Annotated in this window: 20 protein-coding genes; 2 read left to right on the top strand and 18 right to left on the bottom strand. The window is 55.2% G+C overall.

Features of this window, described 5'->3' with window-relative positions; all coding sequences use genetic code 11:
* Positions 1–287: 287 nt before the first annotated feature.
* The 14 genes from EDD53_RS11500 to EDD53_RS11435 all read right to left on the bottom strand — a co-directional run bounded on the left by EDD53_RS11500 (position 288) and on the right by EDD53_RS11435 (position 12,553).
* Entirely contained in the window at positions 288–740 is a 453-nt protein-coding gene (locus EDD53_RS11500; protein ID WP_246002369.1) for a MarR family winged helix-turn-helix transcriptional regulator, read from the bottom strand.
* 200 nt (positions 741–940) lie between these two features.
* Positions 941–1,696, bottom strand: a complete 756-nt coding sequence (locus EDD53_RS11495; protein ID WP_123793386.1) for a class II aldolase/adducin family protein — start codon at positions 1,694–1,696, stop codon at positions 941–943.
* An 11-nt stretch (positions 1,697–1,707) separates the two neighbouring features.
* Complete coding sequence (locus EDD53_RS11490; RefSeq protein WP_123793385.1) at positions 1,708–2,727, bottom strand: ketopantoate reductase family protein; 1,020 nt, start codon at positions 2,725–2,727, stop codon at positions 1,708–1,710.
* 14 nt (positions 2,728–2,741) lie between these two features.
* Positions 2,742–4,022, bottom strand: coding sequence for a TRAP transporter large permease (locus EDD53_RS11485; protein ID WP_123793384.1), 1,281 nt, complete (start codon positions 4,020–4,022; stop codon positions 2,742–2,744).
* 24 nt (positions 4,023–4,046) lie between these two features.
* Complete coding sequence (locus tag EDD53_RS11480; protein ID WP_123793383.1) at positions 4,047–4,577, bottom strand: TRAP transporter small permease; 531 nt, start codon at positions 4,575–4,577, stop codon at positions 4,047–4,049.
* Entirely contained in the window at positions 4,577–5,587 is a 1,011-nt protein-coding gene (locus tag EDD53_RS11475) for a TRAP transporter substrate-binding protein (RefSeq protein WP_123793382.1), read from the bottom strand. The genes EDD53_RS11480 and EDD53_RS11475 overlap by 1 nt, the downstream gene beginning before the upstream one ends.
* A gap of 272 nt (positions 5,588–5,859) precedes the next feature.
* Entirely contained in the window at positions 5,860–6,363 is a 504-nt protein-coding gene (locus EDD53_RS11470) for a flavin reductase (protein ID WP_123793381.1), read from the bottom strand.
* Positions 6,364–6,374: 11 nt separating this feature from the next.
* Positions 6,375–7,334 (bottom strand): PDR/VanB family oxidoreductase, encoded by a 960-nt coding sequence (locus tag EDD53_RS11465; protein ID WP_123793380.1) that lies wholly within the window; start codon positions 7,332–7,334, stop codon positions 6,375–6,377.
* A gap of 10 nt (positions 7,335–7,344) precedes the next feature.
* The gene (locus EDD53_RS11460; RefSeq protein ID WP_123793379.1) at positions 7,345–8,106 is read right to left on the bottom strand and encodes an SDR family NAD(P)-dependent oxidoreductase; all 762 of its coding nucleotides are present in this window, start codon (positions 8,104–8,106) and stop codon (positions 7,345–7,347) included.
* Positions 8,106–8,597: an aromatic-ring-hydroxylating dioxygenase subunit beta gene (locus tag EDD53_RS11455; RefSeq protein WP_123793378.1), complete on the bottom strand. Its 492-nt coding sequence runs from the start codon at positions 8,595–8,597 to the stop codon at positions 8,106–8,108. The genes EDD53_RS11460 and EDD53_RS11455 overlap by 1 nt, the downstream gene beginning before the upstream one ends.
* On the bottom strand, positions 8,590–9,882 hold the full coding sequence (locus EDD53_RS11450; protein WP_123793377.1) for an aromatic ring-hydroxylating oxygenase subunit alpha: 1,293 nt from the start codon (positions 9,880–9,882) through the stop codon (positions 8,590–8,592). The genes EDD53_RS11455 and EDD53_RS11450 overlap by 8 nt, the downstream gene beginning before the upstream one ends.
* Positions 9,883–9,885: 3 nt before the next feature.
* On the bottom strand, positions 9,886–10,257 hold the full coding sequence (locus EDD53_RS11445) for a hypothetical protein (protein ID WP_123793376.1): 372 nt from the start codon (positions 10,255–10,257) through the stop codon (positions 9,886–9,888).
* Positions 10,258–10,268: 11 nt separating this feature from the next.
* On the bottom strand, positions 10,269–11,408 hold the full coding sequence (locus EDD53_RS11440) for an acyl-CoA dehydrogenase family protein (protein ID WP_123793375.1): 1,140 nt from the start codon (positions 11,406–11,408) through the stop codon (positions 10,269–10,271).
* On the bottom strand, positions 11,405–12,553 hold the full coding sequence (locus tag EDD53_RS11435) for an amidase (protein ID WP_123793374.1): 1,149 nt from the start codon (positions 12,551–12,553) through the stop codon (positions 11,405–11,407). Before EDD53_RS11435 ends, EDD53_RS11440 begins: the two co-directional genes overlap by 4 nt.
* 154 nt (positions 12,554–12,707) lie before the next feature.
* Between EDD53_RS11435 and EDD53_RS11430 the strand changes: the two genes are divergently transcribed.
* Positions 12,708–13,271, top strand: a complete 564-nt coding sequence (locus EDD53_RS11430) for a nuclear transport factor 2 family protein (RefSeq protein WP_123793373.1) — start codon at positions 12,708–12,710, stop codon at positions 13,269–13,271.
* Between the two features lie 350 nt (positions 13,272–13,621).
* Here EDD53_RS11430 and EDD53_RS11425 read toward each other — a convergent pair whose 3' ends face one another.
* The 4 genes from EDD53_RS11425 to EDD53_RS11410 are packed head-to-tail and all read right to left on the bottom strand — an operon-like array spanning position 13,622 to position 18,541.
* Positions 13,622–14,050, bottom strand: a complete 429-nt coding sequence (locus tag EDD53_RS11425; protein WP_123793372.1) for a hypothetical protein — start codon at positions 14,048–14,050, stop codon at positions 13,622–13,624.
* Positions 14,047–15,225 carry a pyridoxal phosphate-dependent aminotransferase gene (locus tag EDD53_RS11420; RefSeq protein ID WP_123793371.1) on the bottom strand — a complete coding sequence of 393 codons (1,179 nt, stop codon included), beginning with the start codon at positions 15,223–15,225 and terminating at the stop codon, positions 14,047–14,049. The genes EDD53_RS11425 and EDD53_RS11420 overlap by 4 nt, the downstream gene beginning before the upstream one ends.
* A gap of 15 nt (positions 15,226–15,240) precedes the next feature.
* Entirely contained in the window at positions 15,241–17,250 is a 2,010-nt protein-coding gene (locus EDD53_RS11415; RefSeq protein WP_123793370.1) for an alpha/beta hydrolase domain-containing protein, read from the bottom strand.
* 1 nt (position 17,251) lies between these two features.
* Positions 17,252–18,541 carry an NAD(P)/FAD-dependent oxidoreductase gene (locus EDD53_RS11410; RefSeq protein ID WP_123793369.1) on the bottom strand — a complete coding sequence of 430 codons (1,290 nt, stop codon included), beginning with the start codon at positions 18,539–18,541 and terminating at the stop codon, positions 17,252–17,254.
* An 85-nt stretch (positions 18,542–18,626) separates the two neighbouring features.
* Between EDD53_RS11410 and EDD53_RS11405 the strand changes: the two genes are divergently transcribed.
* Positions 18,627–19,004: a RidA family protein gene (locus EDD53_RS11405; protein WP_123793368.1), complete on the top strand. Its 378-nt coding sequence runs from the start codon at positions 18,627–18,629 to the stop codon at positions 19,002–19,004.
* Position 19,005: the final 1 nt, after the last annotated feature.

Here is a 19,005-nt window from a genome sequence, read left to right as displayed (position 1 = left end):
CTCTGCCAATTCACCAGATAACATAGCCAAGCCTTATGACCTGCGATGCCAAGCTCACAGCCAACCTTTAAGCGCAAAACGACATCACACATGTTTAGCTGCGGCTCGGTGTGTGGCCAACAGGACCAGTCACTCTATTGGGGAATTTCAAAATTACGGGTTTCGAAATCGGGCGCTAGACATGTTCGGTTTTTCATCGGTTGCTGTACTGCGCGTGGAAAATCCCTGATTTTCATCTTCGATAAAGCCATTGGAGCGCAAGCGATGCTTTGCGGGCGATGCGTCAGTTACTGGTCTTTAAGTCGTGTGTGCAAACGAGATAGGGTCGTATTTAAGTCCTGTATCTCACCCTCAGATAGTTCACTGAAAGTTGCGTCGAAAACCGCCTGCGCTTCTGTGAACGCCTGCTTGCGTAGTTTCTCGCCTTTGTCTGTGAGGCAAACTTCGGTGACGCGTCCGTCTTGAGGGCGGACACGCGTCGAAACCAAGCCGTCTTTCATCATGCGTTGAACGACCTTTGTCGTCGTATTGAGCTTTTGAGCGGAAAATTCAGCAATTTCAGACACCGATAAGTATTGGTCTTCATACAGGCTCATCATGGCACGCCAGCGAGGGATATCAATGCCGTAAGCCTTTATGCGACGCTCTAACACATTCGTGTATGCCGCATTGATTTGGCTGAACCAGAAAAACGGCCAATTTTGCTTAAATTTGTTCGGGCTATCGTGGTTTGAGCTCACAACAGATATCTCCAAGTGGAAGTCTAGAGCGTCTATATAGAGATTTCACCCCCATGAGAACGTGAAATGTGACGCAGTTGGCCAAGGGGCGAACGGTTGTTGGCTTTAGCTGAATATTGGCGATACGAGACCAAAGGGCACGCCGACGCTTTCGCCCTTTGGTTATTTTTGGTGTCGTTTTCACTTGGTCAGGGGCAGCGTTACGCAAACTCAGGACGATCACGTTTCATTTTGCGGACCATCGCGTCAAACATCAACGTGGCAAAGCTCGCATTGTCCTTCAAACGCTGCGCATCATCGGCACATTTTTGTTTGACCTCATCGGGCAAGGCGTTGTCTGGGCCAGGAATGCCGCCCGCTGCACATTGAATTTCCGCCGCGCGCTGCACCGTCCACAAGAGGAAAAACGTCAACGGAATATCCGCTTCACAGACCGCAATACCGTGATTGCGCAGCACCAACACATGTTTGTCCTTGAGCGACTCCAGCATACGCTCGCGCTCGTCGTCATAGATCGTGATGCCCTCGAAGGTGTGATAGCCAACACGTCCGTAGAGCTGTGCGCCGTAGAAACTGTCGTGATTGATACCAAACCCTTTCATGGTCATCGCAGAGATCGGGGTTGTATGGGTGTGGGCAATACATCCGACATCGGGACGATGTTCGTGGATTACACCGTGCAAAGCAAAGCCCGCAGGGTTTGGCTTGTAGGGACTCTCGCGCAGAAGCTTTCCGTCGACACCCACGACCAGCAGGTTCTCAGGCGTGACCTCGTCATAGTGCAGGCCCATAGGATTTACGAGATAGGCATGCTCTTCACCGGGAAGGCGCATGGAGATGTGATTGAAGATCAGCTCAGTCCATCCCAAGTAGCTGACGAGATGATAGAAATCGGCGAGTTGTACCCGCAGCTCGGCTTCGCTCAGGGCGGCGCTGTCTAATGGTGTCTGTGTCATATTGGGTCCTTTCAGGCAGGAATCGGTCTGTGCAGGGATTGGATCAACGCCTCTACCTGCGGTTTTGGAAGGGGGAGGGTTTGGTCGGTTTTGAGCGCCTCAAGCAGGCGCGCCATCATCGGCATGGCCTGCGACTTGGCGGCGGCGAGGGCGTGGGGGGCGCGGCAAATGGCGTCCAGTTCGAGAGGTTTGCCGGCAAGGGCGTCTTGCAGCATCGATGTGGGGAAGGCGCCGGCATCTTGCAGCAGATCGACAAGCCACGCGTTTGTCGGCAACTCAAAACCTTCGCCAAGAGCCCAGGTTCTAAATTCATCGGCAAGCGCCAGAGCGATATCGCGCAACGCGGGATCCGTGCCAATCTCGTCCAACATCGCGCCTGTGAGGGCCGACAAGGGGTTGGTGGTGAAATTGGCCAGCAACTTCACCAAGACTTTTTCGCGAATAGCGGGGGTGACGTCCGTGCGCACACCGCTTGCGTCCAAATAAGACACCAGTTTTTCGATCTTCGCATCATCAGCGCCAGAACTGACGCAGCCCAAACTGAGGGTCGGTGTGTTGCTGGAGGTGGCGCGCCCTTGCGCATCCATTTGCACGGTCATCAAAAGCACCGCGCCGAGCACTTGAGCAGGGCGCAGCAGGCCTGATAGCGCCCCGTCAGGATCGAGCAGCGGCATGGCGTTCATCTGGTCCGCCTGAGCATGGAACCAAAACGGCAGGCCATTGACCATGGGGACCACCAAGGTTTCAGGGGTGATGGCGGCTTTGTTGAGGGCGATGGCCTGCGCAAGGCTTTGCGATTTCACGCAGACAAATAGGGCGTCCATCGGCTCTCGCAGCTGTGGCGCGGTCTTTGGCGTGGCGTGGATTTCACTGCCGCGCTCATCAAGCACGACGCCCTGCGCGCTGATTTGGCTGAGCCGTGCGCCGCGCGCAGTCAGCCAGACCTCGGCTGAAGATTGCGACAGCAAGGCCGCCATTGCCGTGCCGATGTTTCCAGCGCCGATGACGCCAATTTTGTAGGGAGTGGTCATGAAAAGTCTCAAATTTAGGTGAGGAAAAGAACGATGGCAGGAAAGGCCGTGAGCAGGCAGATGCGCAGTACATCGACGAAGACGAAAGGCACCAAACCTTTGAAAATGGTGCCGAGGCGCACGTCAGGCACAACGGAGCGCAAGACGAAGGCGTTCATGCCCACGGGCGGGGTGATATAGGAGACTTCTGTGACCATTACGACGAAGATGCCGAACCAGATCAGGTCAATGCCCAGATTGGCCGCAATGGGGTAGAAAACCGGCACTGTCAGCATGATCATCGACAGGCTTTCCAAAAAGCAGCCCAGCACGAGGTAGATGCATAGAACGACGAGGATGAAACCTAAGGGACCAGTGGTCACTTGCGTGATAAAGCTTTGAATGTCTGTCGTCATGCCAGACATGTTCACGTAATTCGTGAAAGTGAGCGCGCCAAACAGAATGAAAAACATCATTGCGGTGGTTTTCATCGTATCGAACAATACGTTGAGCGTGGAGTGGACCGTGAACTTACCCTTTAAAATCACCAAGAGCAAAGCGCCGCCAGCCCCCATGCCCGCGCTTTCTGTCGGGGTGAAAACCCCCAGATAAATGCCGCCCATGACAAAGGCAAAAAGCACTAAAGCCCCAGCCGTTCCTTTGAGCGCAATAAGGCGCTCGCTCAGGGGCAGTTTGGCCTCGGTGGGCAGGTCAATTTTTTGCATACGCAGCGAAAGGCGCACGGCAAGGGAATAGCCGATAACACCAATGATGCCCGGAATAAGCCCGGCCAAAAACAGGCGGCCAATGTCTTGCTGGGTCAAAATACCGTAGAAAACAAGGATCACCGATGGCGGGATCAAAATGCCCAATGTGCCGCCCGCAGCAATGGAAGCGGTGGACAGCTGATCGGGATAGCCAAATTTACGCATCGAGGGCAGGGCGATCTTGGTCATGGTCGCCGCCGTGGCCAAAGACGATCCACATACGGACGAAAACGCGCCGCAGGCCACAACAGTGGCTGTCGCCAAGCCCCCCTTACGGTGTCTGAGCCAAGCATAGGCAGAGGTGTAGAGTTCGGCCGCGATCCCTGATTGCACCACAAAGTTGCCCATCATGAGAAACAGCGGCAGCACCGACAGCGAGTAGTCGCGCCCATTGTCGAAAAACACCGATCCTAGCAGGGCCAAAGAGGGGGCCCAGCCAATGATCGACACCACGCCAATGAGGCCAACGCCTGTTAACGCGAATGCGATCGGCACACCTAAAAAGAGAAGAGTGGCAAGAAGTGCCATTCCGACAGGCCAGTGTTCCATGGGAAATCCTTTATTGTGTCGCGGCTAGTGTGTGGAGGCGCTCAAAAGGCGTCTGAGGGGGATAAGGGCGGTGATGAGCGCGCCACACAGGGCGCAGATAGCGCAAAAATAGCCCAGCGGTGCGAGCGGTATATGAAGGTTGGTGGTTTGCCCGCCATAGCCGCCAATTTGATCGGAATAGATCCAGATGCGCCAAGAGACGACCATCAAGATCACCGCGCTGAACAGACCTGTGAGGGCTTCACGCAGCGGTTCTGTGCGCTTGGGCATTTTCTCCGTGAGCAAATCCACCGTGACATGATCTTGCGCCAGTGAAACAGCGCCCAAACCCAGAAATATCACTGCGCAGAGCAATATTTCGGTGAGCTCCGTGGCGCCAACGATCGGCGCATTGAACAGATAGCGCCCAATTACGTCGCAAACGGTAAGACCCATCATGCTCAGCAAAAGAATACCGCCTAAGCCCCCAAGAACGATGCCCGTCCGTGAGAGGTGAGGCTCAGAAGAGGCGTTATCACGCCCCTCCTGAACCTCTGTGGGGATCGCGCTGCGCATCAGTCCGCTTCAACGGCTGCGATTTCAGCCTTCAGCATGGCCAGAGCGGCCGCGCCATCCAGGCCTGTGGCACTCACCTCTGCAAGTTTCGCATCCACCACTGGCTGTAGCGCGGTTGTCCAAGCTGCGAGCTGATCCTCAGAGGCTGGGGTGACGGTGGTTTGACCTGCCATGGCGTCGAGGCCTGACGCATCCGCGCGGTCCCACATCTGGCCTGCCATACGGGCAAGCGCTTCGCCGGTCACACTGTCAATGGCGCTTTGTTCCTCAGCTGTGAGGCTCTCCCATTTGCCTTTGTTCATCACCACATAAAAGGAGGTGTTGTACAGGCCACCTGGCACGGAAACCGCCTCGCCAAGCTGGGGTATCAGTTTGAAAAAATTCACAGATTCATATGGGAAAAGAATACCATCGGCGACGCCTTGGCTCAAAAGCTCATAGGCTTTAGACGAGGGACCTTCCACAGGCACAGCCCCAAGAGCGGTGGCAACTTCATGGGCAATGCCGCCGCCGACGCGCAATTTTTGCCCGTCCAAAAGATCAGTGGCGCTGGTATCCGCTTCTTTGACAAAGACCTGTCCCGGCCCGTGGGTGAAGACGCCGAGCACTTTCACGCCGTCATATTCTCCCGCATCTTTCAGCATCGCATCAAAGGTGCGCCAGTAGGCCACAGAAACGGCTTCGGCGCTGTCGCCCAAGAAGGGCACCTCTGCGATGTTGGTGGTTTTGAAGCGGCCCGGGTTATAGCCCTGCACCCCAAAGGTGATATCGGCCACACCATTGATGGCAAAGTCAAAATGCGCGGGGGGCGGTCCAAGGGGCGCAGGTAAAATATTGGCGGTCACGCTGCCGCCTGTCGCCTCATTGATCTGCTCTGTCATGGGCACGATCACTTCTGAGACCAGCGGGTGAGATGGCGGCAACCAATTGGCCACGGTGAGGGTTGTGTCCGCAAACGTGGGACTAGCGAAAATGAGCGTTGTAGCAATGGTCGAAAATAGATGTTTCATTTTTTTTCCCTGTTCGGCACGCGCGCAGTTTCTTTTGATGCGTTTCATGCCTGATCTGTTGGTTCGGTGTTACGGTTCATTCCTGTGCTGACTTGCAGTAAAACTACTGTAAATTGGCCGGCGGTTCGTTCCTAGATTTTCAGCCGTTTACCTGCGAATTTGCGCCCTATTCCTTGCGACGATCAAAAGTTACGCAGTGCAAGGGGCTGACTGCTTTATATGAAGCATCGAAGAAGGAGCGCCGGAGTGCCCCCGTGGGGACAGCCCATGGTTTAAGCGTCTTGGTGCGCTTCTAAGTGATGGTAGTCGCGGCTAAAGTAGACGAGGCCGCGATCAGATTTTTCCGGTAGATGCACCGCTTGAATGTTGCAAAACATCACCGAATGCGAGCCTTGCTCAACGACGGATCCGATGCGGCAATCGAAGGCCACATTGGCATCTTGCAACACGGGCGCGTTGGTCTTTGCTGTGGTCCATGTGCCATGCGAAAACCGATCAACGCCGGGCACAAACCGCGCGAAAACATCTGACAGGTCTTGGTGATGCGCCGCCAAAACGTTGACACAGAGCGCGCGGTTGTCGAGCAACTTGTCATGCACGAATGCGCTGCGATTCACACAGACCAAGAGGGTGGGCGGGGCGTCGGTCACGGAGCAAACGGCAGAGGCCACGAGGCCATGTTTGCCAGCGGGCCCATCCGTCGTGATCAGGTTCACGCCAGCGCCCATACGGCTCATGCCTTCGCGAAAGTCGAGTTGGCTTTGAGTTAAGTCCATCTGCATGTCTCCTAAATCTCCAAGACCAACTTGCCTTTGCCGCGCGAGCAGCAGGCGCAAATCTGATCCATATCTTCGCGTTCTTCCTCGGTGAGAAATTGATCACGGTGCTCAATGTCGCCCTCCAAGACGTCGGTGATACAGGTGCCGCAGACGCCTTCTTCGCATTTCACTTCGATCTTGATGCCTTCTTTGGCAAGCGCGCGGGCGATGGTATCGTCTGGCCCGACCGTGACGGTGATGCCGCTTTGGGAACATTCGACCTCGAAGCTGTCACCCGAGAGGTCCACATCAGCCGAGAAGTATTCGCGGTGAACGTTCTCAGGGGCATGGCCCGCCGCTTCGGTGGTGGAAATGACCCAATCCATGAACCCTTGCGGGCCGCAGACATAGAGATGCGTGCCCGCAGATGGCTCTGGAATATCGCGCTTTAAATCAAGGCGTTGCGCTTCATCTTTGTCATCGAAGTGATAGGCGATTTTATCGGCAAACCCCGATCCATCGAGCTCGTCCCTGAACGCGGTCAGGTTTTCGGAGCGCGTGCAGTAGTGCAGAACGAAATCCTTGCCCAAGGCATGCAAACGTTTCGCCATGGCAATCATCGGCGTGACGCCAATGCCGCCGCCCAAAAGAACGGTGAAGGTTGCATTTTCTGCCAGCGGGAAGTGGTTACGCGGGCCTTCGATGGTGAACTCGGCACCTTCGATCGCGTCGCGATGTACTGCCGCAGAGCCGCCGCGCGAGTTAGGATCTTTAAGCACGCCGATCTCATAGAAACCGGTTTCTGCTGGATCTGAGCATAAGGAGTACTGACGCCAGATATCTTCCTTGGGCAGGTAGATATCCAGATGTGCGCCGGCGGTGAAAGCTTTGACATCGCTGCCATCTTTCGAAGTCAACTGGATACGCGCGATGTCGCCGCGATCCTCAATGCGCTTTGAAACGGTGAGTGTGGTTGTATTTTCCGTCATCAATCTGCTCCTATCGCATGTAAAGGCCGCCATTGACGTCCCAGCAGGCGCCATTGACGAAAGCAGAGCGTGGTGCCGCGAGCATTGCCACCAAGTCGGCCACAACAATCGGATCGCCAAGCTGGCCCACGGGGATATTGGCGATGGCTTTGTCGATATTCTCGCCCAGCACGTCGCGCACCATTGGCGTGTCCATCGGACCGGGCGCGATGGCGTTGCAGGTGACGTTGAAGGGGGCCAAGTCACGTGCGAAGATTTTCGTCAGCGTGAGAATTGCACCCTTGGACGCGGCATAATGTGCCCCCGTTGCCGTGCCGCCGTTTTGTCCCGCCAGAGAGGCGAGGTTGATGATGCGGCCATATTCGCGTTCTTTGAAGTGGCGGCCAAAGACTTGGCTGCCCGTGAACGTGCCGCCTGCATTGGTGGCCATAATCGCGTTAAAATCCGCCGGATCGATGTCCAAGAGCGGCTGCACGGCGGTGCGTGCTGCGTTGTTGACCAACACCTCGACAGAGCCGTAGCGCTCGACACATTCGTCCAATACACGCTGCCAGTCTTCGGGTTTGGAGACATCAAGCGTTGCGGTCATCCCGGTCTCGCCCGCGAGATCAAGTTCGGAGGCAAGCGCTGCCGCATCGGGGCCCGGATCAACATCAGTGATGATGACGCGAAATCCGTCTTTGTGAAGGGCGCGGCACACTTCTGCGCCAAAGCCCCGCGCACCGCCGGTCACAACGGCTGTTTGGATGGTATCTGGAAGAGGTGTCGCCATTAGAACAAGTAGCTGAACGAGTTCAGCATCCCCCCTGAGTTGAGAAGTTTTGCGATTTTGCGTTCGATCAGAAATCCGTCTTCGGTTTTTTTCAAAGTGAAAAAGACATCGGCGGCCCAGATGCGTTGACGGCCGAATTTGTCTTCGATCACCTGCTGCGCGGCGCGCACTTTAATGGTGTCTCCGTCAACGCTGTCGATGACGATGCGGCTGACTGTGCGCACGGTATCGGCGGCGGGCGCTGAGGAAATCGAGAAGCCGCGTTTGAAACGATCGATGCGCATGCGGCGCATTTTATCGTCGTCATAGCAGAGATTTAGCTGGTTTTCGTAATCTTCACCGTCGCCCATGGGCAGGATGTAGAGCCCCTCGGTGAGCCACAGGTCTAGCCAAGTGTCATAGGCCTTTCGGTCCAATATATCGGCTTCTTTCCACAGAAATTCTGTCACCTCTGTAAGTAAATTGGTGCTGGAAGTGCTGGTGTCAAACATCGTTAGCTCCTTCGTCCATCATGCGTTTCCACATGCCATAGGCGGCGCGCATGCCGGTTTCCGCGCTCACATGACCGCGAGGGCCCATCACGCCTTGCTCTTCGTCAACCATGCCGCGATTGACGAGGATTTTAAGCTCTTCACCGCCTTGGGTGCCGCGCTGCACACGTTCCCAAACTTCAGCATCATCAGGCGAGCCAAAGCCCATCGGGCCTTGGAAATGCTCGTGAAGGCGCAAACGGGTTTGGTTGGCAATCTGGGGGCCGCCGTCCATGCCGAGCGCCATGTGGCGAATATCGGTTTGATCGACAGACACGGGTGTCAGAACGCGGAAGAAGGACAGCGAGAAGGAGACATTGGGGAAGAGGTTCATGTTGAAGCCAGGGCCGCCGACCGCGAGCACGATGCGTTTGACTTGCTCTTCGCTGTAACCTTCCTTGCGGATTTCTTCGGCCAACCATTCAAAACGCGGCTCAATCGGATCATCCATGCGCTCGTCAAGGTCTTCGCGCGAGGGCATCATCATCATGATCGAGTGGCCATTGCCCAGATCTTCAACCCAGCCCTCGTTCTTGTCCATAAAGGCAAAGAGGTCTTCGGTTTTCTCGTCCAGCGTTTGCATGAAGGACTTGTGCACAATCGGGAAGTGGTAGGCGTCGGTGGTGTTTTCGAGCTGCACTTTCCAGTTCATTGGCACAGAAAACTGGTGCTCACCGAGCACTTTGATAGGGAAGCCACCACCTTGCTTCATGAACAAGGTCATGTAGCGGCACACTTCTGGGCCAAGGAAGTCTACGAGAGGCTCTGCATCATAGTTGAACGTGGCAAACACCATGCCCTCGAAGGATTCCGTGCGCAGCTTCAACATGCCGTGCTGAGATTTGTCGAAATCATCGCCGTATTGCTCTGGGTAAGGCACCGCGCGGAGTGACCCGTCAAGGCCGTATCCCCAGCCGTGGTATGGGCATTGGAAAGAAGAGGTTTTGCCCTTTTTCACTTCGCAGACAGTCGCCGCGCGGTGGCGGCAACGGTTGACCATACAGTGGATCTTGCCTTTGCGGTCGCGCACGACGATCACAGGGTCCAAACCGACATGGGACAGTTTGAATGACCCCTTGTCGGGGAATTCACTTTCATGCGCCACAAAGACCCAAGTCTTCTTGAAGATCTTATCCATCTCTTCTTTGAAGAGTGCCGGATCTTCGTACATTTCTGTCGCGACTTTGGCGTTTTCAACGTCGTACATCGCGTCGAGATCGCTGAATTTAGGTGTGTCTAGGGACATCGTTTAGCTCCGGTGCGCTTTAGGAATTTCAAGCGCACGGCCCATGCGCGCTTCGACGGTCATGTATTTCCAAAGGCGGTCATTGCCTTCGCCGACAACGATGGTGCGCAGCAGGTTACAAGCGGCTTGCACTGCATCGCGGTCTGGGAAATCTGCGAGGATGTACCATGTGTAAGGGAAGCCTTGTGTGGCCCCGACCATGGTTTGATCGTCGTCAAATGTTCCAACAATTTCAACGCCTTCCAATTGATCTATGCCCATCATAAGCGCCTGCGTTGCCGTCCAGACGGGGCCGATTTGATCGAAGGGCAGGGAAAAGAATGTGGGGTGGTTGTTGAAGCAAAGAAGCGTACGGAGGGGGGCTTTATCAGTCATGGGAGAAATCCTTATGGGTAACCAGGCATGGTGGGTTCATCGAACATGGCGGCGCCGGCGCCGGTCCATGTGCCTTCGCTCAGGAAAGCGTGTTGGGCGACACCGGCCGCGTCGAGCATGTAGCGGCCAAGCGGGTGGCCTTCGTTGATGGCTGCCGAGCCGCCAAGGGCAAAGGCCATGCGGGCCGCCTCGGCGCCGTCTTTGGCCGCTTTTGAGGCGACAAGACGCAAACGGATATGCATCTCACGGCTCACGGTCTCTTGATGGGCAAGCTCTTCATAGCCCTCTTCGAGCGTGTCGTAGAACAGCGCCTGAGCGCCGAGGTACATGCCGCGCGCCTTGGCGTATTCTGCTTGCAGATAGGGGCGCGCACCGGGTTTCGGCGCGCCTGTCACGGATTGGCGTGCGCTGCCCTCATAGATGAAATCAAGCGCGGAGCGCGCAGCCCCAAGGGCCACAACCGCAAGAACTTGAGAGGCGAGTGCCATGGACGGGTAGCGGAAGATACGGTCATCCATGGTTGGCTTGGCGCCGCGCACAAATGTCCATTCGCGCGGCACAAACACACCCTCGGCTTTGATGTCATGTGAGCCCGTGGCGCGCAGACCCATGGTCTTCCACGTGTCCACCACTTCAATCTCGCTTTTGGGCATGATCGCGATGAGTGGCAGTTTGCCCTGCTGATCCTCAACCTTTATCCCTGCGCCCGCCAGATCTGCGCCCATGATGCCAGAGCCCCATGGCCACTGTCCCGTGACCTCGTAGCCGCCCGTCACGGTTTTTGCGGCCTGCGGGGGGAACATGGCACCGGCAAACACCGTATCTGGGTTCTTGCCGAAGATTTCAGTGTAGGTCTCAGGGGGTAGGGTGCTCAGATAGGTGGCGGAGACACCAAAACTCGCGACCCATCCTGCAGAGGCATCTGCCGCTGCGATGTCTTCAATCAAACGGCAAAAGTCTGCGGGGCTTTTTTCATCGCCGCCAAAACGTTTGGGCACAAAGGCGCGATACACGCCAAGCCCTTTGAATTGATCCACGACATCTTGCGGGATGTGGCGCAGCTCTTGAAATTCAGATGCTCGGCTGCGGATGCTCTCAAGCACCTCGTGTTTGGTTTGCGGCTGCAGCGCCGCGCTGGATACGATGGTCATGGAGTGGTCTCCCGTTGAGCTTCGGTAAGGATCGATGCAATTTTGTGGGCGGCTGCGCAGAGAAAGGCGTCTTCTCCTTTGCGCCCAATGAGTTGAAGGCCTGCGGGCAAAGCCTGAGGGCCAGCCGTGAATGGCAAAACGATTGCGGGGTGCCCGCTGAGATTGAAGGGGCGCAAAAACTTCGTCAGCGGTAGAACCGTCGCGGGGTCTTTGGCCTCTAAAAGCGTGGGCGGAATGATTGGCAGGGCTGGGCAGAGCAGCACGTCGAACTGCGTCAATGCCATGTCCACCTCTTTGGTGAACTGCAGGCGTGTTTTTTGGGCGTCAAGAAAGGCTTTAGGGGGGATCTTTGCGGCGTGTTCCAAGCGCGCACGCACGTCTGTTCCCAAATCATCGCCCTGTTCCAAAAACGTCCCATAAGCGCTGATCGCTTCGATGCCGATAAGGGTCATGCCAGCCTCGAAGGCCGCACTCATTTGGGGGAGGGGGATGACTGGCTCAGCCCCAAAGTGGCGGTCAATAACCGTTTGAATTTCAGGGGCTGCGCTACAGTCAATGCGGGCCACGCGCAGTGGTTTTTTCAGTGATACGCGGGTGAAACTGGGATCAATGGTTTCCATGCCAGTCTCTATCATCGCTATAGAGCGCGCGAAGACACCGATGCAATCGAGCGAGCTATGGGCAGGGTGGCAACCGTCGCGGCTGACGCGCCCAAAACTGGGTTTGATGCCATAGACGCCGCAGCAGATGGCAGGTTGGCGCACGGACCCGCCAGTGTCGCTGCCCACGGAAAAATCACAAAGATCAGCGGCAACAGCGACGGCAGATCCTGAAGAGGACCCTCCTGGGATGCGGTCTGGCCACTTTGGATTGATGGGGGTGCCAAAGGCTGCGTTCACACCGGTCATGCCATAGGCAAGTTCGTGCATATTGGCTTTGCCGATGATCGTGCAATCACGCGCCAACAGCGCGTCGACCACTGCGGCGTTTTTCTGTGCAGGGGGGCTGCTGCGCAGCGCCGCACTGCCACAGGCGCTGACGGTGCCTTGGATGTCTATGCAGTCTTTTACCGCAACTCTCAAGGCGCCTTCGCCCATGTCTAGAGTATGCGCTAAAGCGCAGTATTTGTCGCTGGCTACAGTCATGTTGACCCTATGGTTTTAAGATGCAGAGTTACAGTAAAATTACTGCAAGCCTGAGGGGCGTCAACAATTTTTACGTGAATATTAATTTAATTTCTGATATCGCTCGGAAAGCACTTCGAATGCGCAAAAAACGCGCACAGTTAGGACAAACCACATGATGAACGAGAAAATTCAAGCTCTAGAAGCGCGATTGGCGATTCTCGAAGCCGAAGCTGCAGTGCGCCGTTTACAGGCGCGCTATATGTTTTTGTGCGATACGCCCAACCCAGAGTTCGGGGTGAAGGATGATGCTGAGCGTGTTGATCGCATCATGGAACTTTATGCACCAGAAGCTGTATGGGAGGGTGTTGGCGAATATTACGACGGTCAGTTTGGACGTCTTGAAGGTTGGGACGCGGTGAAGAAACACTTCCAAAACTTTTGGGGGGGCAAGCAGAACCCAGCCCTGATTTTGAATTGCCATTATCTGACATCGGAGCAAATCCGTGTTGCCGATGATGCGATGACCGCAGAAGGGAATTGGGTGCACATGCAGCCGTGGCTGTTCTCTGATGGCAAGGCGTTAATGCGGTCATCGCGTTTGTTCAATAAATTCAAAAAATGCGAAGATGGGACTTGGCGCTTTACGCATAACCGCACCGAAAATGTATTTGTAGCGCCGCTACCTGCCACTTGGGCGTCGGATTATCCGTCAGCATCGGTTTTGATGGAGCCCTAAAAAAGAGGGCGCTGCAGTGCGGATGTGTAGATTTGCTTGGGCGGTGACGGCGTAGAATTGGTATTGCTGTTGCCGAAATTAATATGGGCGCCACGTCACCTACAGAATGGGCTGATGATATGTGGCTCCTTTTTAAACAGATCTTCAGGCCTCTCGCGGCGCATGGCTGTTCCCACCCACATTTGCCCGCCAAGCTGTTGAACTCACATTCATGCGTGGGCGGTCATAATATTGTTCGCAGAAGACCGGAGCTAAACCGCGAACAGTCTAGAGGGAGGTGGGCCCCAAGGCGGTCAAGACAGGTGTGTCAAAACGGTCTTGACCCCGTTAGCGCCCCATGGGGCAAGGCGTCAAAGCGCGGCACGGGCCGCACTCAGTAAGGGGGCGAGTTTTTGCGCCTCTTTGTTGAGCTCATCTAAATCCGATCCATCTAACGCGCCTTCATGCAAAGCAAGATTGGCCTGCCCTTGTAAGGTTCCATGTTCGTCGAAAATAGGTAGGTTCACCAAGCATAGGTAGCCGGTTTCAGCCAATTTTTCCCATTCTTTGAACATTGGTTTTATTTGGGCAAGCCCTTCGAATTTTTGGGGCGCTTGCTGCGCTTTCATCTGTGCCATCGCGGGGGCATCAGCGAACCGTTTACGCCCAGTTGGGGATACAAAGGTATGATCAGAGGAAAAGAGACGCTCTGCGTCATCCTCGTGATGCAATAAGACGGTGGTGCAGCGACAGCCAAAGGCCTCGACAATCGCTGCAAAGGTTTCAAATGTCGTCGTCACGCGTCAGCCTTTACAAGGTTTGAGACCATGGATTGAATGCGCTTCATGGCTGTATCGATTTGCTCCAGCGATACAGAGCCGAAACAAACCCGCACATGGCCTTCGCCGCATTCGCCGTAAAAACTACCAGCTTCAACAACGACTCCTGTGTCCTCAAGCAGGCGTTCGGCAAATTCTTGCGCTTTGAGGCCCGTGCCAGATATATCGGGAAAGGCATAAATCGTGCCCTCAGGCCAAGCGCAGGTAATGCCAGGTATTTGGTTTAGGCGGCTCACAACCATTTGGCGCTTTTCGAAATCTTCGGCAATCAGCTCTGCCAAAATTGCAGGATCGCCCGTGACCGCCGCCAACGCGCCCTCTTGAATGAAGGTGTTGACGTGCGTGACGTCATTGGTCGTGATTTTCATCAATGCGCCGATCGCGACTTTTGGGGCCACAAGGTACCCTAGACGCCAGCCATCCATCGCATAGCTTTTGGTAAAGGCGAACAGTGTGATCGTGCGTTCGGCCATGCCGTCCAAAGTGGCGATTGAAATATGTTTGGCGCCGTCAAACAGAATATCTTCATACACTTCGTCAGACATCACAATCAGATCATGCTTGATCGCGATGTCAGCGAGCGATTGCAGCTCTTCGCGTGAATAGACCCGCCCAGTTGGGTTGCAAGGGTTGATCAGTACAATCATCTTGGTGCGAGGTGTGAGTTTGGCCTCAATTGCAGCAGGGTCAATGCGGAAATCATTGGCTGCATCCAGTTTCGCAATTACAGGCACCGCACCTGCCAACTCGATCTTACCGATATGTTGGGGGTAGTATGGCTCAAGTAAAATAGCCTCATCCCCCTCATCCAAAAAGGCCATGATCGTGGCATAGGATCCATGTGTCAGGCCGTTGGTGACGATGATGTTGTCCGCGTCCACGTCCATCTTGTTCTTGGTCACAAGCTTCTCAGCTAGCGCTTGGCGCACATGTCCCAGACCCGCAAGGTCTGAGTAGTGCACTTTACCAGCGCGCAAGGCAGAGATCGTCGCCTCTTTGATATGTTCTGGCGTGTCCGCGGACGGCATTCCCAGTTCCATATGGATCAAATCATCACGACCCGTTTCAAAGGCTTTTTGGAACATGCCAAAGGATTTCGGAGAGGTCTGAGTGATGCGTTTTGCAAGCTGTTTCATATGTGCCTGACTTTCTTAGTAACGGTGAAAATGGTTGATCGCGCCATAATTGGCAGCAAGTTCTGTGAAGCGGTCGCGGGCGTCAGGTAAAAGGAAGCCATCGGCAATCAATTGGTCTGTCGCAGCTAAAATCGCGGCGGTATAGTCATCTGCTGTTGGATAAAGCTCTGCGATTGCGGGGCGTGGATCATCTGTCAGAGCTGCTTCTTCTGCTGTGTCGGGCAGTGGAATATAAGCGCCCATGAAGGAAAAGATCTTTCCATGCCCGTGGCCGCGCCCGCGTATGTTCCAACCCGTGTATGTGCCTAAGGGGGCTTTCACCATCGGCGCCAAAAGCCCTGCAACATCATTGCCAAGCGCATCAGGCGCAGGCACCAAAACGGGGTAGTGTTTATCGGTCACGACAGGTGGGTGCGCGATGGCAGCACCCGTTGCAAAACCTGCTCCATAATCGATGAATGGCAAATCATTTGCACCCTTCGACACCAGTACGCCGCCGATATTTGGAAAGGCCTTGCGATAGGCCTCAGCCGTGACCAAAGTGCCATCGCTAACCATCGGAATACGTGAAGGCGGTGGTGCTTTTCCATCCACGATCCAGTCGCGCATCATCGCGAGTGTTGCAGGGAAAAACGGTGCGGTGAAAACGTTGTTAAAGAACTCGTTGCACGGCCCTTTCACCGGTTTTGCAGCCCGCGTGTCGGACCAGTGCTGTGAGCTGCCCCATGTGTAAATGCGTACACCGTCTGGCTGTGGCAGGTCATTGCCTTGGCTGTCTGTATGCACCAAAGATCCGCGGCGATACCAATACTCAGACCCTGTGTGCGTGTGGATCACCAATGGGTCGCTGTCAGGATGGCGTAAAATCGCATCTGTTTGCCCCGTGATATGGTCGGTGCTCGAGGCGTAAGAAAACGGGAATTGATCTGACGGATTGAGTTTGTCTTCATGCTGGCGTGATGCTGCGACAACCAGATTGGTGTAGCGGTTCATGTTGGTTTTGCCGCCACCCGAGATATGCGGCAACATGCCTTCGAACACTTTGCGCCCCGCATGGTCGGCGTTAAAACCGCGCCACAGATAGTCACGGATCGCGCGCCCTGATTGCGAACGCCCCCATCCGATCGCCGTGGTTATCGCACCTTTTAGCGGGTTTGCATCAGATGTGCTGTGACGCAAAAAGGACAGCGTTTCACTTACGATGACAAAACCCACATCCAGTGCAAGTGCGGACGTGGCATCATATTCCAGTTCATATAGCCAACCTGGCTGGAACCCGTCGAACAAATGGATATGACTGGGGCAAGGGACAATCGCTTGCTCTGCGGCCATTACATCGCCCGCGCCCAGTCCAGCCGCATCACCATCAATCCGCTCAAAGGCCCATGCAGTGGGGGCGATAGCGATTTTGGTGCTGTCAGAATAGCGGCGCTTTGTCAGCCGTGCCTTTGTGGTGTCGAGTGAGGCGGTCGGATAGCTGCGCGTCCCTGTTTTTGTGGAGAGCGGCAAGAACGTGGTTTTCAAATCCTCAACGATAAACTCTGCAGCCACACGTGTGGGTGCATCATCGACATAGCCCGGCAGCGCGACACACATGCGGCCATCACCGCGAAACACATCGCCCTGCCATGCGACAACGACCAAGGTATAGCCTTCGCGCATCAACCACCCATTGCCGCCATCAGCTTTGGTTTTGGGGGCATTGCCGGGGGTGCCTTCGTTGAAAAACTGCAAAGCGCGTTTGTTGCCGCGGTTGATAAATTCAAAGATGATCGTTCCATTGCCCTTGGCTGCATCCGCAGGCGTTAGGATAAAGACATCGGACTGCGCACGGATGCGGCCTTGCTCATCTGTGGCGACCTTATCACGTTCGAAAAAACCGTCTGCGCCGATTTCTTCGGGTTTGATCGCAAGCTGCGCTTTCCCTGAAATCATTTTATAGGCGCCAACCTCGCCATAGCTTTCGCCGTTTGCAAAAGCTGTGTCGGATGCAATGTCGAGTGTGATGATTTCTGTTTGTGTCATATCAGTCCTTGGAAGATGTAAGCGCGTCTGTCAGGCGGGCTTTAATTAGTCCCGCGGATGCCGCGATGGGGGATAGGGCGTGAAACGGAATTTTACGAAGTTTTCGCATCGGTATAGGCAGATCTTTTGTGGGGGTGCCTAGAACGGCTTGTGCCAATGTGTGCCCCAACTGCGCCGTCATCGCGATGCCGCGCCCGTTGCAGCCAATACCAGCAAAAGCGTTTGGACCAATCGCGTGGATGCGCGGTAAAAAATCGGGGGTGACAGCGGCAACGCCTGTCCAAACGACTTCAGTTTCAGGGGTGTCTGGCAAGGCCAGTTCCGAGGCCAGTCGTGCAACGATTGTCTTGCCCAAACGCGCTTTCGCCCCCACGGGGATGGCTGCCATACCGCCAGAGATCAACCGATTGTCGCGATCAAGACGGTATGTGAACAAGTTCTTGCGGGTGTCGCCGACAGGGCGGCGATCTGGGGCAATCCGCGCGGCTGTTTGCGCATCAAGCGGCTTGGTCGCGACTTGATAGACCCGCAAAGGAACAGAGGTACTGCCCAATGTGCGTGCTGCGCCACTTGTAAACGCATTGGTGCACAGTAATACCGACTGCGCAGGCAGGCTGCGCCCGTCTTGCAACTGCACGCGCCAACCGTTTCCAACACGTTTCATCCGCGATACGCCGCAGTGATCAAACACCTGTCCACCGTGACGTTGCACCGCGTTGGCCAAGCCCAAAAGATAGTCCAATGGATGAATGGTGCCGCCACTGTCATCTAGCAACGCACCTTGGTAAATCTTCATGCTGGTTTGTTTGAGAATCTGGTCTTTGCCCAAATAGCGGACGGGGCGGCCTCGAGTTCGCCAAAGCGCCGCACGCGCCTGAAGCATTTGCGCATCAGCCTGAGTTGCCGCAGGGTTGAGCCAACCTGTTTGGGCTGCGTCACATTGAATGCCCTCTGCGCGGATGAGGTCAAACACCGCATCAGCCCCTGCGCCCACATGGTCAAGCAAGGCATCGCCACGCGCTTTGCCAAGCTTTGCACAGACCGCTTTAGGGTCCATGAGTGCGAAATTTGGCACGACAAAACCCGCGTTTTGGCCACTTGCACCTTCGCCGAGGGCTGACATTTCAAAGACAGCAACGGATTTACCTGCTTTCGCCAAGTGGTAAGCTGCGGTGAGGCCCGTAAAGCCGCCGCCGATGATCGCTACATCGATATGCGTTGGAAGCTGCGTGTCGGGGGTAAAGCTGCCCCGCGCAGTTCGGCGCCATAATGTATCTTGCAGTTGGGTCATTGGAAAAGCGGTCCCGCGTTGTCTTGACATGTTGAGTTTAGTGTATCAATGATCGTTTGATCAAACAACAACAAAGGAGCTATTTGTGCGCTATGCAATCTCATCCGGTTCGCCTTTTGAAAAAATCGGCGGCTACTCCCGCGCTATCGTAGATGGCGATTGGGTTTTCATTTCGGGAACAGCGGGTTACGTCGCGGGCGAAGTTGACGCAGATGACGCTGTTGCGCAGACCGTTAAGTCGCTCGCGATCATTTCTGAAACGATGGCCGAAGCTGGCGGAACATTGAAAGACATCGTGTCTTTGCGTGTTTATGTGGCGCGGCGTGAAGATATCATTCCGATTGCCACACATCTGGGCACGGTGTTTGATGATCCGCGCCCGACCAACACGACTGTGACATGCGGCTTTGTGAATGACGAAATCAAAGTCGAGATCGAAGTCACTGCGCGTTTGCAAAAGTAAC

It is taken from the genome of Pacificibacter maritimus (assembly GCF_003814915.1).
Lineage (GTDB): Bacteria > Pseudomonadota > Alphaproteobacteria > Rhodobacterales > Rhodobacteraceae > Celeribacter > Celeribacter maritimus.
The sequence above is the reverse complement of the archived record's forward strand: the minus strand, read 5'-3'. Positions and strand labels throughout refer to the sequence as shown.

Excerpts from the sequence above, each read along its gene's own strand:
- EDD53_RS11495 (WP_123793386.1), bottom strand. The coding sequence starts at position 1,696 with ATGACACAGACACCATTAGACAGCGCCGCCCTGAGCGAAGCCGAGCTG.
- EDD53_RS11490 (WP_123793385.1), bottom strand. The coding sequence starts at position 2,727 with ATGACCACTCCCTACAAAATTGGCGTCATCGGCGCTGGAAACATCGGC.
- EDD53_RS11485 (WP_123793384.1), bottom strand. The coding sequence starts at position 4,022 with ATGGAACACTGGCCTGTCGGAATGGCACTTCTTGCCACTCTTCTCTTT.
- EDD53_RS11480 (WP_123793383.1), bottom strand. The coding sequence starts at position 4,577 with ATGCGCAGCGCGATCCCCACAGAGGTTCAGGAGGGGCGTGATAACGCC.
- EDD53_RS11475 (WP_123793382.1), bottom strand. The coding sequence starts at position 5,587 with ATGAAACATCTATTTTCGACCATTGCTACAACGCTCATTTTCGCTAGT.
- EDD53_RS11470 (WP_123793381.1), bottom strand. The coding sequence starts at position 6,363 with ATGGACTTAACTCAAAGCCAACTCGACTTTCGCGAAGGCATGAGCCGT.
- EDD53_RS11465 (WP_123793380.1), bottom strand. The coding sequence starts at position 7,334 with ATGACGGAAAATACAACCACACTCACCGTTTCAAAGCGCATTGAGGAT.
- EDD53_RS11460 (WP_123793379.1), bottom strand. The coding sequence starts at position 8,106 with ATGGCGACACCTCTTCCAGATACCATCCAAACAGCCGTTGTGACCGGC.
- EDD53_RS11455 (WP_123793378.1), bottom strand. The coding sequence starts at position 8,597 with ATGTTTGACACCAGCACTTCCAGCACCAATTTACTTACAGAGGTGACA.
- EDD53_RS11450 (WP_123793377.1), bottom strand. The coding sequence starts at position 9,882 with ATGTCCCTAGACACACCTAAATTCAGCGATCTCGACGCGATGTACGAC.
- EDD53_RS11445 (WP_123793376.1), bottom strand. The coding sequence starts at position 10,257 with ATGACTGATAAAGCCCCCCTCCGTACGCTTCTTTGCTTCAACAACCAC.
- EDD53_RS11440 (WP_123793375.1), bottom strand. The coding sequence starts at position 11,408 with ATGACCATCGTATCCAGCGCGGCGCTGCAGCCGCAAACCAAACACGAG.
- EDD53_RS11435 (WP_123793374.1), bottom strand. The coding sequence starts at position 12,553 with ATGACTGTAGCCAGCGACAAATACTGCGCTTTAGCGCATACTCTAGAC.
- EDD53_RS11430 (WP_123793373.1), top strand. The coding sequence starts at position 12,708 with ATGATGAACGAGAAAATTCAAGCTCTAGAAGCGCGATTGGCGATTCTC.
- EDD53_RS11420 (WP_123793371.1), bottom strand. The coding sequence starts at position 15,225 with ATGAAACAGCTTGCAAAACGCATCACTCAGACCTCTCCGAAATCCTTT.
- EDD53_RS11415 (WP_123793370.1), bottom strand. The coding sequence starts at position 17,250 with ATGACACAAACAGAAATCATCACACTCGACATTGCATCCGACACAGCT.
- EDD53_RS11410 (WP_123793369.1), bottom strand. The coding sequence starts at position 18,541 with ATGACCCAACTGCAAGATACATTATGGCGCCGAACTGCGCGGGGCAGC.